An 18,352-nucleotide genomic window follows, 5' to 3' on the forward strand; every position below is an offset into this window, starting at 1 on the left:
TCGTGTCTACCAGTATTGATGACAGTCTGGCCGCCAAAGGTCAGCTGCCTAAGCATGTTGCCATTATTATGGATGGCAACAATCGCTGGGCAAAGCGCCGCCTTATGCCGGGAGTGGCTGGTCATAAGGCGGGTGTTGATGCGGTGCGTGCGGTGGTCGAGACCTCTGCGCGTCACGGCATTGAAGTGCTGACGTTATTTGCGTTTAGTAGCGAAAACTGGCGGCGTCCTGCGAATGAAGTCAGTGCCTTAATGCAACTGTTTGCGCTGGCATTAGAGCGAGAAGTGAAAAAGCTTCATCGTAATAATATTCGCTTGCGTGTGATGGGTGATTTGTCCGGCTTTGATCAGCGCATTCAGCAGCTGGTGCAGGAGGCAGAGGCATTAACGCACGATAACGACCGCATGACGCTGGTGATTGCGGCCAATTACGGCGGCCAATGGGATATCGCCCAGGCGGCCCAGCAGTTGGCTCTGCAGGTAAAGCAAGGTACGTTGCAGCCTGAGCAAATCAACGAGCAACTGTTGCATCAGCATACTTGGTTACACGACTTGCCTGCTCCCGACCTGATGATTCGCACGGGTGGAGAGCAGCGCATTAGTAATTTCATGTTATGGCAGATGGCCTACGCCGAGTTTTATTTTACCGACGTATATTGGCCGGACTTCAAACAATCAGAATACCAACAAGCGTTGGTGGCCTTTGCTGAGCGCACCCGCCGCTTTGGACGCACTGACGAGCAGCTAGAGGAAGCGGAACGCAGTGTTTAAGCAGCGCGTGTTAACGGCCTTGGTGTTGGCCCCGATTATGATCGTCGGCATTTTCTTTTTGCCGCTCAAGCCTTTTGCCTTTTTTATTGCCGCTATCGCCACGCTAGGTGCGTGGGAATGGGCCAATATTGCTGGCTATGAACGCACCTGGAGTCGGGTGTTGTATGCCTTGGTGGTGTTTGTGTGTCTGTATATCAGTGCACGGTTGCTGCGGGTCTTTCCGGAATGGCTGATCGTCTACTTGGCGCTGGGGACTTTGTGGTGGACGGTCGCTTTTGCGTTAGTGCAACGTTACCCCGGTGGCACCCGTTTGTGGCAATCACGGCCGATTCGAGCCTTGCTCGGCTTGTGTGTGTTAGTGCCTATGTGGGTTGGCTTTATGCACCTAAAAGAGCAGCCGCACAGCTCGTTATTGATATTTTACGTCATGCTGATTGTTTGGGGTGCGGATACCGGCGCCTATTTCTCCGGCAAACGCTGGGGGAATTCAAAATTGGCACCCGAAGTGAGCCCGGGTAAATCCTGGGCGGGTTTTTGGGGTGGATTTGCCACCACCTTGTTGATTGCCGCTGCTTTTGGTTTCTATCTGCATCACTTCGTTGAACCAATGACGATCGAAAGTCGTTGGAAGCTACTGGCGATTACCATGGTGACCATGGTGATATCGGTGCTTGGCGATTTAGTGGAAAGTATGATGAAGCGTTATCGCGGTATCAAAGACAGCTCTGCTTTGCTGCCGGGTCACGGCGGAGTGCTCGATCGTATCGATAGTATGGCGGCAGCTGTGCCTGTGTTTGCTTTTTGTATGGTGTTGCTGGATTGGGGGCTTAGCGCCTGATGCAAGCCATCACTGTACTGGGCTCCACTGGCTCCATCGGTATGAGCACGCTGGATGTCATTCGACGTCATCCTCAGCGCTATGTCGTTTATGCGCTGACTGCTGCCAGTAACGTTGAGCGTATGTGGCAGCAAGTCAGTGAGTTTAAACCGCAGCATGTGGTGATGACCGATGAAGGTGCTGCGCTGCAACTGCAACAGCAGGTCACAGCGTCGGGTTTATCCACTCAGGTTCATGGCGGTGCTGATGCATTGGCTGATGTGGCCGCAGCGGGCGAAGTCGACCAAGTCATGGCGGCCATTGTCGGTGCTGCTGGCTTATTGCCAACGCTGGCAGCGGCTCGGGCCGGTAAGCGTATTTTGCTGGCCAATAAAGAAAGCCTGGTGATGGCGGGTGCTTTGTTTATGCAAGCGGTGCGCGATGGCGGCGCCGAACTGCTACCTATCGACAGTGAGCACAACGCCATTTTTCAATCGCTGCCAGCCCATTACACGGGCGACTTCGATGCTCATGGCATTGAAAAAATACTGCTGACTGCTTCTGGTGGACCGTTTCGAGGGTATTCCGCCGAGCAGCTAGAGCAAGTAACGCCAGCCCAAGCGGTGGCCCATCCTAACTGGTCGATGGGGCAAAAAATATCAGTCGACTCGGCCACCTTGATGAACAAAGGCTTAGAGCTGATTGAGGCGTGTTTTTTGTTCAATTGCCAGCCACAGCAAATACAGGTGGTGGTCCATCCGCAAAGTGTTATTCATTCCATGGTGCAATATTGTGATGGCTCTGTCATAGCGCAGTTAGGCCAGCCCGATATGCGTACACCTATTGCTTATGGTATGGCTTGGCCTGAGCGCATCGATGCGGGTGTGCGCTCGCTGGATTTGTTTGACATAGCGCAGTTCAATTTCGAGGCGCCGAATCATCGGACATTTCCATGTTTGCAGCTGGCGGCTGATGCCTTTGCTGCAGGTGGGACCATGCCAACTGTCTTGAATGCTGCCAACGAAGTGGCGGTGGCGGCATTTTTGGCGGAACAAATTCCGTTTAACGCGATCCCACATGCGGTCTTGGCCGCTATGCAGGCCCATGATGTGGTCGATGCAGATTCTTTGGCGTCTGTTATGCAGGCTGATAAGTGGGCGCGTGACTGTGTTCAGGCGTTAATGGAACGCGCTTTCTGGCAAGAGGATCGACCTCTATGACGGTGTTATTTTTTATTATCGCCATCAGCGTGCTGGTGGTGATTCATGAATACGGCCACTTTTGGGTGGCTAGGCGCTGCGGTGTTGATGTGCTGCGCTTTTCGGTCGGCTTTGGCAAGCCTCTATGGTCGTGGCGAGATAAGCACGGCACGGAGTACGCTTTAGCGCCGATTCCCTTGGGCGGCTACGTCAAAATGCTGGATGAGCGTGAAGGGCCGGTGCCTGAGCATTTGCTCGACCGCGCTTTCACACGTAAACCCGTGTGGCAACGCATTGCTATTGCCAGTGCTGGTCCGCTTGCCAACTTCTTGTTTGCCATAGCTGCCTCTTGGGTGTTGTTTATGTTAGGCACTAAGGGGTTGGTGCCTGTCATAGGGGCGGTGGATGAACACTCAATCGCAGACCGGGCAGGGTTGAGAGCGGGTGATGAAATTGTCCAGATTGCCGACACGCGCACCGAGACTTGGCAAGAAGTGCAGTGGACTTTGCTGTCTTACTTGGGGGAAAGCACCGATCTAGTGGTAGCGGTGCGGACTGAGGCCGGCGAGTTGCGCCAACATACGCTGTTGCTGGATAACTGGTTGTCGGGCAGTGATCAGCCATCGCCTTTGTCGGGGTTGGGATTGGCGCTGCGGGATGTGCCCGTCCCGGCCGTTGTTGGGCAGTTGGTTGAGGGTGGGGCCGCGCAGGCATCCGGTTTGCAAGTTGGAGATCAGGTAACCCACGTCAATGGAGAGCCAGTTTCTGATTGGTACGCATGGGCAAAGTTCATTCGCGAGTACCCAGATACTGGCTTGAACATGCAAGTCGTGCGCGGTGATAGCACGGTGGATGTGTTTATGACGCCGGCCGCCATAGAGCGTGAAGGCAAGCCTATTGGTTATGCAGGCGTTGGCCCCAAGCCAGTCCCTTATCCGGATGATTGGGTTCGCAGTCACAGCTACGGACCACTGAGTGCTCTACAGCAAGGGTTGGAGAAAACCTGGGGGCTGATTGGTATGACACTAGAGTCGCTATGGAAAATGCTAGCCGGCGACTTATCGGTGAAGAACTTGAGTGGGCCGATTACCATTGCTAAAGTAGCCGGCTCTTCAGCATCAGGTGGGCTGGCATATTTTGTTGACTTCTTGGTGTTGTTTAGTGTGTCCCTAGGGGTTTTGAATTTGCTGCCGGTGCCTATGCTCGATGGCGGTCATATTCTGTTTTACACCATTGAGGCGTTACGTGGAAAACCGCTGTCAGAGCGAGTGCAAGTAGCTGCACTGTACCTGGGCATGTTTTTGTTGGCGAGCTTGATGATGGTTGCCTTTTATAACGATATCAGCCGGCTGATGTAGCCGAGAGAGACTGGAAAAACTAATGCGTTGTGTGCTGTTTACGCTGTTGTTCGGGGTTTGGTCATCGGTTGCCAGCGCTGAATCTTTTAAAATTGAAGACATTCGCCTGGAAGGTTTGCAGAGAGTCTCCGCCGGTACTGTTTTTGAACAATTGCCAATTAGTGTTGGCGATCAGGTAGATGATAGTCGTTTGGTTCGGGCTTCGAAGCAGTTGTTTCGTTCGGGATTGTTTAACGACATCCAATTATTGCGAGATGGTGATGTGTTGGTGGTGCGATTGGTGGAGTTGCCAACCATCAGCAATATAGAAATAAAGGGTAATAAAGCCATTCAAACAGATATGCTGAAGGATGGCTTAAAACAGTCTGGTTTGGATGAAGGCTTGGTGTTTAAGCGGTCAACTCTGGAGCGTATTTCTCTCGAGCTTGAGAGACAATATGTTGCGCAAGGTCGCTATGACGCCCGTATCACTACAGATGTTGAGGCTCTGCCAAGAAATCGGGTGGCACTTAAAATTAACGTTGAAGAAGGAAATGTTGCCAATATTGCCCACATTAATATTGTTGGTAATGAAGCCTTTGACGACGATGAACTGTTAAAGCAATTTGAGCTGCAAGTCTCTAACTTCTGGTCTTGGTATGCCAGCGATGACAAGTACGCGCGCGAGAAGTTAGCAGCGGATATGGAGACACTACGTTCATATTACCTCGATCGTGGTTATATTCGTTTTAACATCGAATCCACTCAAGTCTCTCTTTCACCGAACAAAGACAGCGTATACATCACGTTAAATGTCAGTGAAGGTGAAAAATACAAAGTTCGTGATATTCGCTTCGCTGGCAACCTAGTGGTTGATGAAGATGATTTAAAATCTTTGGTGCTGCTTGATAGCGGCGAGACTTTTTCTCGACGTCGCGTTACCAGCAGCAGTGAATGGATGTCAAAACGCTTAGGAAATGATGGTTATACTTTCGCCAAAGTTGATGGCATTCCTGACATTGATGATGAATCGTTAGAAGTTGATTTAACTTTCTTTGTTGAGCCTGGCAAGCGTACCTATGTTCGCCGTATCAACTTCGCTGGCAATGAAAGTACTATGGATGAAGTTCTTCGCCGAGAAATGATTCAGATGGAAGGCGGTTGGGCCTCCACTGAAAAGATTGATGCCGGTAAATCGCGTCTTGATCAACTGGGGTTCTTTAAAAGCGTTACGGTTGATACGCCTACGGTACCCGGTACCGATGATATGATTGATGTGAACTACAATGTCGAAGAGCAGCTGAGCGGCAGCCTGAATTTTAACATTGGTTATGCCGGTGGTACGGGCGTTATTTTAGGCGCCAGTATCAGTCAGAATAACTTCATGGGCAGTGGCAATCGCATGTCATTGGGCGTGCAAAAAAACAACACCGTACAGTCTTATAACTTCTCTTTCTTTGATCCTTACTACACCATTGATGGTGTTAGCCGTGGCTATAATGTTTTCTATCGTGAAACTGACTATGAGAAGTTGAGCGCCGTCAGTGACTATCAGACCAATACCAAAGGCGGCAATCTAACTTTTGGTTATCCGATTTCCAATCGTCAGCGACTGAACTTTTCGTTAGGTTTGACCAGTACTGATATGTTCCGGGGAAGTACCGTTCCCTCTGAAATTATTGATTTTATTGAAGACGAAGGCGAGCACTTCTTAGAGTATAAGCTTGGGGTGACCTGGCGCTACAATGCACTCAATCGTGGTTTGTTCCCAACAGCGGGAACCGAGCACAAAGTCAGTGCTGATATCTCTGTCCCTGGCAGTGATTTAACCTATTACAAGCTAAACTATTCTGCCAATTACTATTTCCCTATCGCCAGTGAATGGTCTGTGAGGCTGCGCACTGAGCTAGGCTATGGCGATGGCTTTGGTGATCAAGAGCGCTTGCCGTTCTTTAAAAACTTCCGTGCAGGTGGTATCGGGTCTGTTCGAGGTTATAGCTCTAATAGCCTTGGCCCTAAAGGTTTGCCTGAATATAATGTTGTTGAGCTGGCTCAAACCGACAGCAATGACGACATTATTTACGAGTTAGATGAACTGGGGCGCCCTGATGTCGATGCGGATGCACCTAGCGTCGTTTACAAAGAAGATGATGATGGTGCTGCAGTCGCTGTCAGTAATAGCAATCGTTACAAGCCAGTTTATGAGCTGACCGATAATGGCAGTATTGCAACGGCTCCCTATTTTGTTGAATCAGAGCGAGCCTTGGGCGGTAACGTTATTACTGAAGCCAGTCTGGAGTTGATTTTCCCTTTCCCATTTGTCGAAGATCGCAGTTCTTTGCGTAGCGTGCTGTTTTTTGATGCCGGTAATACCTTTACCGATCAGTGTTACAAGCCGAGTGATTCAGATGTTCCAACTTTGACTAGGCACCCGTATTGTAAAAACGGCTTTGACTTAGGCGAGTTACGCACCAGTGTGGGTGCCGGTGTTACTTGGATTACAGCGATCGGACCTTTGACCTTTACTTATTCTATTCCATTGAACGAACAGTCAGGCGATCGTACTGAAGGCTTTGAGTTCTCTCTTGGCCAAGTGTTCTGATTTTTGATTTACAAGGAGCAAATAATGCGTTGGTTATTAATGATGGCCCTAGGGCTAGTAATGAACACAGCGATGGCTGAACAAAAAATCGCCGTGGTTGATATGGAGCGGGCTTTGTTTTTGTCGGATGCTGCTAAAGCATCTATTCAACAGTTCGAAAAAGATAACAGTGAAGATATAAAGAAGCTGAAATCTCTCGAAGATGAACTGCGGAAAATGAAAGAAAAGAGCGAAAAAAATGCCGATTTTATGAGCGAAGAAGAAGCTAAGAAGCTGTCGGGTGACTTTGCTGAGAAACGTTCTGAGTTCCAATTTTTTGCCAAAAAGTTGCAGAAGCTTGAACAAGGCTGGAAGAGAGAGTTTTTCCAAACACAATTGCCTAATGTTGAGAAGTTGCTTAAAGCAATTATTGAAGAGGGCGAGTATGATGTCGTGCTTCAGGCTGGCGCTGTGGTGTTTGCATCACCTCAAGCTGACCTGACAAAACCATTGTTGGAACGACTGAACGCTGATAAGTAGGCCGGTGAGTATGCGAATAAAGCTGACTGATCTGGCTGAGCGTATAGGCGCTACTGCGAACCTTGATAGTGACTTGGTCATTTCTGGTGTCAATACCATAACAGCAGCTCAGCCGGGAGAGGTCAGCTTTCTGGCCAATGACAGTTATAAGCGTCATCTTGCTTCAACTCAGGCAACGGCTGTGATTGTCACTGCTGAGCAGGCGAGCCAAGTACCTGGAATTGCACTGATTGCGGACAATCCCTATTTGGCGTTTGCGAAGGCAACCCAGATATTTGATAACCGTCCGCAACCGGCTTTGGGTGTTCACCGAACAGCGGTTGTAGCCGATACGGCGCAACTTGGCGAACGGGTCAAAGTGGCGGCTAATGTCGTGATTGGTGAGCATGTGGTCATCGGAGATGATACCGAAGTAGGCCCAGGTACCGTGATTGGCGACGGTTCTGTGCTGGGAAACCAGTGCCGTATTGCTGCCAATGTAACTCTGTATCACGGTGTTCAAATTGGTAGTCGCACGACCATTCACTCAGGTGCTGTTATTGGCGCCGATGGCTTTGGCTTTGCCCAAGCCGAAGGCAGCTGGCATAAAATAGCGCAGCTAGGCGGTGTGAGTATTGGCAATGATGTGGAAATCGGTGCCAACACTTGTATTGACCGCGGTGCATTGGGCGACACGGTTATTGCTGATGGTGCTATTTTGGATAACCTTATTCAGATTGCACATAATGTGTCTGTTGGCGAAAGAACTGCTATTGCCGCTTGTGCTGGTGTTGCAGGGAGCACACAAATAGGCGCAGATTGTACTCTTGCGGGCGGTGCCGGTTTGTCCGGGCATTTGACCATCGGCGATGGTGTGCACGTCGCAGCCATGGCGCTGATCAGCAAGTCGATATCTGAGTCAGGCGTATATGCTTCTGGTACGGCACAAATGCCCATCCAGGAGTGGCGCCGCAGCGCGACGCGTTTCCGACAACTGGACTCCATGGCCAAACGGCTACAACAGTTAGAGAAACACCAAAAAGGTGAAACGTAATGTCCCTGCAAACTATTCAGCAAATTCAGGAATTTCTTCCCCATCGTTACCCGTTTTTGCTGGTTGATCGAGTTCAGTCAGTTGATCTCGATGACGAACAAGGCGCGGTGATTCGCGTTTTGAAAAACGTCACCATTAATGAAGAGTTTTTTAATGGCCATTTCCCGGGTCATCCTATTATGCCGGGTGTACTTACCCTAGAAGCGATGGCACAAGCGGCTGGTTTGCTGGGGCTGACTATGTTGGGTGAAAAGCGTACTGATAACACTCTGTATTATTTCGCAGGTGCAGATAACGTTCGGTTCAAGCGCCCCATTGTCCCTGGCGACCAAGTTGTACTGGAATCTCGTTTCGTCAGTGGTCGGCGTGGAATCTGGAAATTTGCCTGCCGTGCCTTGGTGGAAGATAAAGTGGCTTGTCAAGCTGATATCACCTGTGCAGAGCGGGAACTGGAGCTGGAATGATTGATCCGCATGCAATAGTAGATCCTGCTGCGACTTTGGCCGATGACGTTGTTGTCGGGCCCTTTAGTATTATTGGTCCGGATGTAGAAATTGATGCTGGAACTGTTATTGGTTCCCATGTTGTGATCAAGGGTCCAACCAAAATCGGCCGTAATAATCGCATATTTCAGTTCGCTTCCATTGGTGAGGAATGCCAGGACAAGAAGTATCGTGGCGAGCCAACCACATTGAGTATTGGCGATAACAATGTCATTCGTGAAGCCTGCACCTTTCATCGTGGCACAGTGCAGGACAATGGCCACACTCAGGTCGGTAACGATAATTTATTTATGGTGAATGTTCATGTCGCTCACGATGTGGTGATTGGCGATCATGGTATTTTTGCCAATGACACTAACCTAGCTGGTCATGTGCATGTTGGGGATTGGGTGATTCTGGGCGGTGCGACGCAAGTACACCAATATTGTTTGATCGGCTCACATGCCATGTGTGGGGCTGGTACTGTTGTATTGAAAGATATACCAGCCTATGTGATGGCGCAGGGTTATCCTGCCAAGCCCCATGGCATTAATATTGAAGGCTTACGTCGCCGAGGCTTTGCCAAGGATAGCATTCAACGAGTACGGCAGGCGTATAAAACCCTGTATCGGCAGGGGTTAACGTTACAGGAAGCACTGGCGGAATTGTCGCAAGACTCCGATGAAGCCGTGCAAATGCTGGTGCAAACTTTACAAGCGGCGAGTCGGGGTATTATTCGCTGATGCGCATTGCTTTAGTAGCCGGTGAGACGTCAGGCGACATGCTCGGCGCAGGCCTGATTCAAGAATTAAAATCTAAGTACCCAGATGCCTCGTTTGAGGGAATTGGCGGGCCATTGATGCAGGCTCAAGGCATGGACAGTTTTGTGCCGATGGAACGCTTGTCGGTGATGGGCTTGGTCGAAGTCTTGGGTAGGCTGTTTGAACTGCTAAAGGTACGTCGCGATCTGCTTAAATACTGGCGCGCTAATCCACCGGATGTTTTTATCGGTATTGATGCGCCAGATTTTAATCTGACGCTAGAGCAAAAGCTCAAGCAGTCCGGTATTAAAACTGTACATTACGTCAGTCCATCAGTGTGGGCATGGCGTGAGAAACGGGTAGAAAAGATTGCTCGTTCGGTTGATTTGATGCTGACCTTGTTTCCATTCGAAGCGCAGTTTTATGAACAGCATCAGGTACCCGTTAAATTTGTCGGCCACCATCTGGCTGATAAAATTCCTTTAAATACCGATCCTGCGCCTGCACGGCAACAATTACAGCTACCTGATGACAAAGCCTTGGTGTGTTTAATGCCGGGCAGTCGTAGCAGCGAAGTGCAACGTCTGGGTGCGCTTTTTCTCGAAACTGCGCAGCGTATGCTGCGGGTACGTAACGACCTACATTTTATTATTCCCGCAGCCAGTGTCGAGCGTCGCAATCAGCTCGAGCAGCTGTTAGCTGAGTTTGCTATTCCACTGCCAGTAACCGTGGTTTTAGGGCAGTCTCATACCTGTATGACGGCTGCCGATGTGGTCTTGCTGGCTTCAGGTACTGCCACCTTAGAAGCCATGTTATTGAAAAAGCCGATGGTAGTGAGTTACATCGTCGCACCTTTGACCTACCACATTTTAAAACGTTTGGTGACGCAGCCTTATATTTCTCTGCCCAATTTGTTAGCAGGGCGAGAGGTCGTGCCTGAGCTATTGCAGATGCAGGCGACGTCCACAAATTTGGCTGATGCTTTATTGGTGCGCTTGCAAGACAGTGAAGCGATGTCGCAACTGCATGAGACCTTTATGTTTATTCATCGCCAGCTTAGGCGTGATGCTGATCAGCAGGCAGCCGATGCCGTTGCGGCGCTGTTGGAGCGGGTATGACCGAAGTGCTCGATATTGAACAGCAGCTGATGCAGGCTGACAGCCTTTATTGCGGAGTTGATGAAGCCGGGGCGGGGCCGCTGTGCGGTGATGTGGTCGCGGCTGCTGTGATTCTCGACCCGAACAATATTCCTGTTGGTTTAACTGACTCAAAAAAGCTCAGTGAAAAAAAGCGTGAAGCTTTGTTTGAGCAGATTTGTGAGCATGCGTTAGATTTCTGCATTGCCCGTTCAACGGTGGAAGAAATAGATCGCTTAAATATCCTTAATGCGCGCATGTTGGCCATGAGCCGTGCCATTGATGGTTTGCAGTTACGCTGTGAGCATGCGCTGGTTGATGGTAATCGGTTGCCTGAACTCGACATGCCAGCAACCGCCATTATTAAGGGTGATTCATTGGTGGCCAGCATTGCTGCCGCATCTATTTTGGCCAAAGTTCAACGTGATCGTGAAATGCTTGTGCTGGATGAGCAGTATCCTGGTTATGGGTTTGCTAAGCACAAAGGCTATGGTACTAAGGTGCATTTGGAGGCATTAATGCGTCTAGGGCCGTGCGACATCCATCGGCGAAGCTACGCTCCGGTAAAAAAGGCCCTAGCAGAAGTATAACCACGCTGTATTGTTGTCTGCTTTGGTATCGCTCGTCGAATTCTATATGACTGCAGCCAGCTTGTATGTCTTACTGTCTGGCTAGCGTCTGCTTTTCTCTGGCGTTAAACACTGTTCACGTAAGTCGTAGGTTTGTTGCCGTAGAACATCTCGAAGCTCTGCAGGTGATGAATAGTTTTCTAAGGCCTGCCACTCTAAGCGCTGACCAATACCCAATTGAATAACGCTGTTACGCTTTTTCAAAAATTCAGCCGGAATACGTATGGTGCGTAACGCTGGGTGAACCTTGCCGAGCATATGAAAACTGCGGCTATTGTGGCCATGGAAATAAATGGGAATAACGGGCACTTTGGCTTTTTGAATCATTTTCATGGTCGATAATGACCACTCCCGATCGGCAATGCCTTGCTGGCCTTTATACCAGGTAGAGACCTCGCCGGCAGGAAATACACCCAAACCATAGCCTTGTTGCAGCTGCTGCATCGATTTACGCATACCGTTCATGCCACGTGGACCGCCTTTTTCAAACGGATTTACGGTGATGAATAGGTCAGAAATGGGGGCGAAATAACTCAATAAAAAATTGGCAACGGCGCGAAACTGTGGCCGCTGTCTGCCAATAATGAGCAGCAGTATGATGCCATCTAAGAAGCCAAATGGATGATTTGATACGGTAATGAAGGGCCCTTCAGACGGCAGTGCGGCACTCAGAGCTTGCTCGTCGTAATCAAGCTCTATCCCTAGGTGGTCAAGGGCATCAGCAATCATTTCGATACCCTGCTGGGTATTCAACTGCCGATAAATACGATCCAGTGTAGGACCTTTAAGCAGTCGCAATAATAACTCCAGCTTGGTGGGCGTTAAGCCCGTCGCCTGCATCAATCCTGAGCGGTCAAACAGCTCCATCGTGCCATATCCCCATATGTCAATCGGTCAGCCAGCTGGCACCTGGCCATGCTGAGCAGGCATAATAGCACCGCTGATATGTTCACCAAAGATACCTTCTGAGATGCTTGTGGAATCTGATGTTATTGTGCTGGGCGCGGGTGCGGCCGGTTTGTTTTGTGCTGCTCAGGCGGCTAAGCGCGGGCTTAAGGTCCAGGTATTGGATCACGCCAATAAAGCTGGTAAAAAGATTCTGATGTCAGGCGGTGGGCGTTGTAATTTTACCAACTATTATATTGAGCCCAGTTGCTATTTGAGTCACAACCCACACTTCTGTAAGTCTGCTTTAAGCCAATACAACCAGTGGGATTTCATTTCGTTAGTCGAAAAATACAACATTGCTTATCACGAAAAGAAAGATGGTCAGCTCTTTTGCGATGATAAGGCCAAACAAATCGTCGATATGTTGCTCGATCTATGCGAGCAGCAGGGCGCGCATGTTCGTTTGTCTGTGCCGGTTGAGGGTGTGCGATTTCAACACGGTCATTATATCGTCGAGGCGAAGGGCCAGCAGTATCGAGCGCCTCGCTTAGTGGTTGCTACAGGAGGTCCGTCTATTCCTACTTTGGGCGCGTCTGGATTTGGCTATCAGATTGCACAGCAATTTGGGCTCAAGGTTTATCCTCATCGCGCAGGTTTGGTGCCTTTTACCATTACTGATCAGCTTAAAGACACCTGCAAAGCGTTGTCGGGCACGGCGTTGGCCGTGGCGGTGGAATGCAATAACCAACACTTTGCTGACGATATGCTGTTTACCCATCGTGGTTTGAGCGGACCTGCAATGCTGCAAATATCCTCCTATTGGCAAGCGGGTGATTGCTTATCGATCGACTTACTCCCTGGGCAGGATGTTGCCCAACAGTTGCGTCAGGACCAGCACCAAAAGCCCAAGCAAAGTGTGCGTCAGTGGCTAGCAGAAAAAACCACACAACGATTTGTCGAGCATTGGTGGCTGCCACAAACGTCGCTGGCTGCCATGAGCTTGTCCCAGCTTAACGGTGAGCAAATGGATCAGGTCGCTGCTCAACTGCATTTCTGGCAGGTAAAGCCGTCGGGTACTGAAGGATATCGTACCGCTGAAGTTGCTCTGGGTGGCGTCGACACCGACGAGCTGTCATCCAAAACGTTAGAAGCAAAGCATCAGCCTGGGCTGTATTTTATTGGCGAAGTGGTGGACGTCACCGGTCATTTAGGTGGCTTTAACTTCCAATGGGCTTGGTCCAGTGCTTTTGCTTGCGCTCAGCATCTGTAAGCCATGCTTAGCATGCCTGCGAATTTCAATTGGCCGGCTTTGCTGCGCGTGCCTCAGCAGTAAGAGTAGATCTGACCTAAACTGAGGGCAGATAACTCCAAGGGATGGGCCTGCTGTGGCAGAGCTGCTGTCAGATAGTTCAATTACATCGCCTGTGGTGCTGTTGGTGGACGACGAAGACAGCATTCTACGGGCCCTTACCCGTACCTTGCGCACACTGGATGTGACTACTCTTTCGGCCAGCTCTGGCCAGCACGCCCTTGATTTACTGCAGCAGTACGATGTCGATTTAATTATTTCCGACATGCGCATGCCGCATATGTCAGGGGCAGAATTTTTAGCCATCGTCGCCGATCGTTTTCCCGATACCATACGCATTTTACTGACTGGCTATGCCGATCTCGATGCCACCATTGCCGCCATCAATAACGGTAAGATCGTGCAGTATTTAACGAAGCCTTGGGATGATGTACAGCTGCGCGACATAGTGCAGCGTCACTTGCAGGGCAAGCTATTGCAGCAGCAAAACCAACAACTCAGTCAGGCGTTGGCAGAAAAGAATATTGAGCTGGAGGCACTTAATCGCAGCCTTGAACAAACTGTCAGTGAGCGCACCGCGCAATTGCAAGACAGCCACGCCTTATTGCAGCAGTCCCACGCTGAGCTGCAACAAAGCTATGAGCAGATGGTGGCGCTGGCTTCCAGTATTGCCGGTTTACGAAATCCCGCGGGCTATAAAGCGGATCAAAGCAAAGCTGATCTCGCCGTGCAGCTAGCGCAGCAATTATGTTTACCTGAAAAGGTGGTTCATGCCATACGTGATGCGGTGTTGTTGGCCAATATGGGTAAGCTTGGTTTTTCCGATAATTTGTTTAATAAACCCTACGCCAGCTTGAGTGAGGCGGAAGCACAACAGTTTCGGCAGTTTCCACTGCTGGGAGAAGCGGCCCTTATGGGCATACCCAGTCTGGGGCAAGCCAGTTATTTTATTCGCCATCAGTTTGAGCGTTTTGATGGTTCTGGGTTTCCTGATCAATTAGCGGCCGACGCAATACCCTTGGGCAGTCGAATTATGTCTGTGGCGCGTGACTATATGGATTTAACGCTGGGCTATTACACAGGGAACGCTTACTCCGATGATGAAGCGCTGGCAGAAATTAAACGCTTTTCTGGCGTATTGTATGACCCGGATGTGGTGCAGGCCTTTGCCTCGCAGCAGCATAGGTTGGAGCTTCAGCATCAAGATGAGCGGCAATTAACGGCCGCGGCGTTACAGCCTGGTATGGAGTTAAGTCGTCACTTATTCAGCAATCGGGGCATTGCATTACTGCGTGAAGGGCAAGTGCTCGATGCTGCACTGATTAGCAAGTTGCAACATCTGCAGAGCGTATCCGGCGAGGATTTGCACGTCATGGTAAAAGCCAGGGAGGTGTCACTATGAAAGGTGTGGTGTTTGATTTGCTTCGGCAAATGACAGAGCAGCAAATTGGCATAATGGGTTGGCAGCAGGTGTTGGATCAAGCCGGCAGTGATGGTTTGTATGTCGCGACGGGCACCTACCCAGATGCAGAGCTGGTTGCCTTAGTGCAGGCCGCCGCGCAGCAATCTGAAGCCAGTGTCGATACGCTGTTATATCGCTTTGGCCAATTTATGGTGCCAGCCTTTGAGCGTAGTTATCCGGTGTTCTTTCATGATTTCCATCATTTATTGGATTTTCTTGAAACGGTGGAAGACACCGTGCACCGCGAAGTGCGCAAGTTATATGCCGATGCTGCGTTGCCGACCTTTGATTTAACTCGAACACAACCGGGTGAACTGCGCATGCAATATCGTAGTCCACGCAAATTGTGCCGTTTGGCGGAGGGGCTGATAGATGGAGCGGCACAGCGTTTTGGTAATGCCTATGAGCTGTCGCATCAGCGCTGTATGCACCAGGGCGATGACTGTTGTGAATTGATTGTACGTTGCGAGTATGGGCATGGATGAACTGCAAGCGTACAAACAGGCATTGCAGCGCGAACGCGAACTTCGCCAGCAGGCTGAGCAATTGTTGGAAGAAAAATCGCGTGAGTTGTACGACTCCTTGTGCGAGTTAGAACAAACCAATCGCATGCTGGAGCAAAACCGGCGCCAGCTGGTGCAGGCCGATAAAATGGCGTCTCTGGGCATTATCTCGGCAGGCGTTGCCCATGAAATTAATAACCCCATTGGCTTTGTGACCGCTAACGTCAATATGCTGGCAGAGAATATGCGGGTGATGTGTCGTTGTTTTGAGTCTTTTCAGCAGCAGCTGTCGGAAGCAAGCGACATGGATGCGTTAAAAATCGAATGGGACAAAATGGTAAAAGCCCATGAGCTGAGTTATGTGTTGGAGGACAGCGAAGACATCATTACCGACACCACAGAAGGGCTGCGTAGGGTCAGCCAGATTGTCGCTGACCTGAGAGTGTTTGCTCGTAATGACAACAGCGCAGCTGAATCGATGGATGTGAATGAGTGTGTGCGCAGTGCGCTCAATATCATGCAAGGCGAGCTGGATAATATTGCAGAGGTTGAGGTTGAGTATGGAGACTTACCTGTCATTACTGGTTTTCCTGGCAAACTAACCCAGGTGTTGGTGAATTTGCTCAGCAATGCCTCCTATGCCACACCCGCCCATGGCCGAATTCATGTCAGTACCGGCGAAAACGCTGATGGCGTTAGCATATATGTCAGTGATACTGGCCATGGCATCAAGGCTGAGCATCTGGATCATCTGTTCACCCCATTCTTTACCACTAAACCGGTCGGCGATGGTACGGGCCTGGGGCTGTCTATTTCTTATGGTCTGATTCAGGAGCACGGCGGGCGTATAGAAGTGAGCAGTGAGCCAGGCCAAGGAACACAGTTTCATATCTGGCTACCGCTTAAGGCAGGCTGAAGGCTCCACCATTATTCATCTGTAAAATACTAGATATTGACGCTATTGATTTTAATTATGTGGGGCAACTCTCTAATATGCTCAGCAGCCAGCGAGATCCTCCAACTGTGGGGTAGAGGAGATCGCCGTCATCTACATATTACTGAAGGATTGGCTCATGTCAGTTTATCAAGAAGAAATCAAAGCGGTTTCAGCAGTTAAGGAAGCGGCCGGCAGCCCGTGGGATCAAATCAACCCAGAATACGTTGCTCGCATGCGTGTGCAAAACCAGTTCAAAACTGGTCTGGACATTGCTCGTTACACTGCCAAGATCATGCGCGAAGACATGGCTGCGTTTGATAAAGACAAGTCGCTGTACACTCAGTCTCTGGGTTGCTGGCATGGCTTTGTTGGTCAGCAAAAGCTGATCTCAATCAAAAAACACTTCGGTACTACTAAGCGTCGTTACCTGTACCTGTCTGGCTGGATGGTTGCGGCTCTGCGCAGCGAATTTGGTCCTCTGCCTGACCAGTCTATGCACGAAAAAACCGCTGTTGCTTCGCTGGTAAACGAGCTGTACACCTTCCTGCGTCAAGCGGATGCACGTGAGCTGGGCGGTTTGTTCCGTGCTCTAGATGCGGCACGTGAAGCAGGCGATTCTGCAAAAGCTGCAGAGATCCAAGGTCAGATCGACAACTACGAAACTCACATCGTACCTATCATTGCTGACATTGACGCAGGTTTTGGTAACGCAGAAGCGACCTACCTGATGGCTAAGCAAATGATCGAAGCCGGTGCTTGTGCATTGCAGATCGAAAACCAGGTAGCGGACGAGAAGCAATGTGGCCACCAGGACGGTAAAGTGACCGTTCCTCACGCTGACTTCCACGCTAAGCTGCGTGCTTTGCGCTACGCCTTCCTGGAGCTGGGTGTTGACGACGGTATCATCGTTGCTCGTACCGACTCTGAAGGTGCTGGTCTGACCAAAGAAATCGCTGTGGTTAACGAGCAAGGCGATCAAGGCGACATCTACAACTCCTTCCTGGACGTTGAAGAAGTGAACGTTGAAGACGTTAAAAACGGTGATGTGTTGCTCAACCGTGATGGCAAGCTGGTTCGTCCTAAGCGTCTGGCATCTGGTCTGTACCAGTTCCGTCAGGGCACTGGCCATGAGCGTTGCGTATTTGACTGTATTGAAGCCATCAATGCCGGCGCTGACCTGCTGTGGATCGAAACTGCCGTTCCAACCGTGCATGAAATCAAAGAGATGATGGACGAAGTGCGCAAAGTACACCCAGATGCCAAGCTGGTGTACAACAACTCTCCATCGTTCAACTGGACTTTGAACTTCCGTCAGCAAGTGTTTGACGCTTGGGTTGAGCAAGGTAAAGACGTTTCTAGCTATGACCGTGATCGTCTGATGTCAGCTGACTACGACGATTCTGAACTGGCAGCAGAAGCTGATGCACGCGTTAAGACCTTCCAAGCAGATTGCTCTCGTGAAGCGAACGTGTTCCACCACCTGATCACACTGCCGACTTACCACACTACGGCTCTGTCGGTTGATAACTTGGCGAAAGAATACTTCGGTGAGCAAGGCATGCTGGGTTACGTTGAAGGCGTTCAGCGTAAAGAAATTCGTCAAGGTATTGCGTGCGTTAAACACCAAAACATGGCGGGTTCTGACCTGGGTGACGATCACAAAGAATACTACGCAGGCGATCGTGCACTGAAAGCCGGTGGTGCGAAAAACACCTCTAACCAGTTCAACAACATCTAAGTTGTGACGGTTTAAGTGTGATGAAAAGGCGGCCTTTGGGTCGCCTTTTTTTATGCCGTCTTTTGCTACCCCGACGATAACCCAAAGTTCTGGGGTCAGGTGTTCTCTGAGGGTTGCTTGTTTAACGGTATTCCTTATGCCTTGTTCAAGCATAAATGGACTTCAGCCGCTAAGATCTAGCAAGTGGTAACAGCCCCTGGCATTGGCTTTAGTGCTTAACTCCTCTAAGG

Annotated in this window: 17 protein-coding genes; 16 read left to right on the top strand and 1 reads right to left on the bottom strand. The window is 50.0% G+C overall.

Annotation, left to right across the window (positions count from 1 at the left end):
• Positions 1-2 precede the first annotated feature (2 nt).
• Genes uppS through rnhB form a run of 11 tightly spaced genes read left to right on the top strand, consistent with a single transcriptional unit; the run spans position 3 to position 11,246 of the window.
• A complete protein-coding gene (gene uppS, locus AC55FS_RS08635) occupies positions 3-770 on the top strand; it encodes a polyprenyl diphosphate synthase (RefSeq protein WP_496935676.1) in 768 nt (255 codons plus the stop codon).
• Entirely contained in the window at positions 763-1,608 is an 846-nt protein-coding gene (locus AC55FS_RS08640) for a phosphatidate cytidylyltransferase (protein ID WP_496935677.1), read from the top strand. Before uppS ends, AC55FS_RS08640 begins: the two co-directional genes overlap by 8 nt.
• Positions 1,608-2,807: a 1-deoxy-D-xylulose-5-phosphate reductoisomerase gene (gene ispC / locus AC55FS_RS08645; protein WP_496935678.1), complete on the top strand. Its 1,200-nt coding sequence runs from the start codon at positions 1,608-1,610 to the stop codon at positions 2,805-2,807. The genes AC55FS_RS08640 and ispC overlap by 1 nt, the downstream gene beginning before the upstream one ends.
• Complete coding sequence (gene rseP / locus AC55FS_RS08650) at positions 2,804-4,144, top strand: RIP metalloprotease RseP (RefSeq protein ID WP_496935679.1); 1,341 nt, start codon at positions 2,804-2,806, stop codon at positions 4,142-4,144. Before ispC ends, rseP begins: the two co-directional genes overlap by 4 nt.
• 22 nt (positions 4,145-4,166) lie before the next feature.
• Positions 4,167-6,725: an outer membrane protein assembly factor BamA gene (gene bamA / locus AC55FS_RS08655; RefSeq protein WP_496935680.1), complete on the top strand. Its 2,559-nt coding sequence runs from the start codon at positions 4,167-4,169 to the stop codon at positions 6,723-6,725.
• Positions 6,726-6,749: 24 nt separating this feature from the next.
• Positions 6,750-7,244: an OmpH/Skp family outer membrane protein gene (locus AC55FS_RS08660; RefSeq protein WP_496935682.1), complete on the top strand. Its 495-nt coding sequence runs from the start codon at positions 6,750-6,752 to the stop codon at positions 7,242-7,244.
• A gap of 10 nt (positions 7,245-7,254) precedes the next feature.
• Positions 7,255-8,277, top strand: a complete 1,023-nt coding sequence (lpxD, locus tag AC55FS_RS08665; protein ID WP_496935683.1) for a UDP-3-O-(3-hydroxymyristoyl)glucosamine N-acyltransferase — start codon at positions 7,255-7,257, stop codon at positions 8,275-8,277.
• Positions 8,277-8,741 (top strand): 3-hydroxyacyl-ACP dehydratase FabZ, encoded by a 465-nt coding sequence (gene fabZ / locus AC55FS_RS08670; RefSeq protein ID WP_496935684.1) that lies wholly within the window; start codon positions 8,277-8,279, stop codon positions 8,739-8,741. Before lpxD ends, fabZ begins: the two co-directional genes overlap by 1 nt.
• Positions 8,738-9,502: an acyl-ACP--UDP-N-acetylglucosamine O-acyltransferase gene (gene lpxA, locus AC55FS_RS08675; protein ID WP_496935685.1), complete on the top strand. Its 765-nt coding sequence runs from the start codon at positions 8,738-8,740 to the stop codon at positions 9,500-9,502. The genes fabZ and lpxA overlap by 4 nt, the downstream gene beginning before the upstream one ends.
• A complete protein-coding gene (gene lpxB / locus AC55FS_RS08680) occupies positions 9,502-10,638 on the top strand; it encodes a lipid-A-disaccharide synthase (protein ID WP_496935686.1) in 1,137 nt (378 codons plus the stop codon). Before lpxA ends, lpxB begins: the two co-directional genes overlap by 1 nt.
• Positions 10,635-11,246, top strand: coding sequence for a ribonuclease HII (rnhB, locus tag AC55FS_RS08685; RefSeq protein WP_496935687.1), 612 nt, complete (start codon positions 10,635-10,637; stop codon positions 11,244-11,246). Before lpxB ends, rnhB begins: the two co-directional genes overlap by 4 nt.
• 81 nt (positions 11,247-11,327) lie before the next feature.
• Here rnhB and AC55FS_RS08690 read toward each other — a convergent pair whose 3' ends face one another.
• Positions 11,328-12,152 carry a lysophospholipid acyltransferase family protein gene (locus AC55FS_RS08690; protein WP_496935688.1) on the bottom strand — a complete coding sequence of 275 codons (825 nt, stop codon included), beginning with the start codon at positions 12,150-12,152 and terminating at the stop codon, positions 11,328-11,330.
• A 103-nt stretch (positions 12,153-12,255) separates the two neighbouring features.
• Between AC55FS_RS08690 and AC55FS_RS08695 the strand changes: the two genes are divergently transcribed.
• The 5 genes from AC55FS_RS08695 to AC55FS_RS08715 all read left to right on the top strand — a co-directional run bounded on the left by AC55FS_RS08695 (position 12,256) and on the right by AC55FS_RS08715 (position 18,122).
• Positions 12,256-13,443: a BaiN/RdsA family NAD(P)/FAD-dependent oxidoreductase gene (locus AC55FS_RS08695; RefSeq protein ID WP_496935689.1), complete on the top strand. Its 1,188-nt coding sequence runs from the start codon at positions 12,256-12,258 to the stop codon at positions 13,441-13,443.
• Positions 13,444-13,558: 115 nt separating this feature from the next.
• Positions 13,559-14,884, top strand: a complete 1,326-nt coding sequence (gene nosR, locus AC55FS_RS08700) for a response regulator c-di-GMP phosphodiesterase, NosR family (protein WP_496935690.1) — start codon at positions 13,559-13,561, stop codon at positions 14,882-14,884.
• Positions 14,881-15,429 carry a heme NO-binding domain-containing protein gene (locus AC55FS_RS08705; protein WP_496935691.1) on the top strand — a complete coding sequence of 183 codons (549 nt, stop codon included), beginning with the start codon at positions 14,881-14,883 and terminating at the stop codon, positions 15,427-15,429. Before nosR ends, AC55FS_RS08705 begins: the two co-directional genes overlap by 4 nt.
• Positions 15,422-16,363 (top strand): sensor histidine kinase, encoded by a 942-nt coding sequence (locus AC55FS_RS08710; RefSeq protein WP_496935692.1) that lies wholly within the window; start codon positions 15,422-15,424, stop codon positions 16,361-16,363. Before AC55FS_RS08705 ends, AC55FS_RS08710 begins: the two co-directional genes overlap by 8 nt.
• Before the next feature lie 157 nt (positions 16,364-16,520).
• The gene (locus AC55FS_RS08715) at positions 16,521-18,122 is read left to right on the top strand and encodes an isocitrate lyase (RefSeq protein WP_496935693.1); all 1,602 of its coding nucleotides are present in this window, start codon (positions 16,521-16,523) and stop codon (positions 18,120-18,122) included.
• Positions 18,123-18,352: the final 230 nt, after the last annotated feature.

It is taken from the genome of Bacterioplanes sp. CLAM21 (assembly GCF_059641015.1).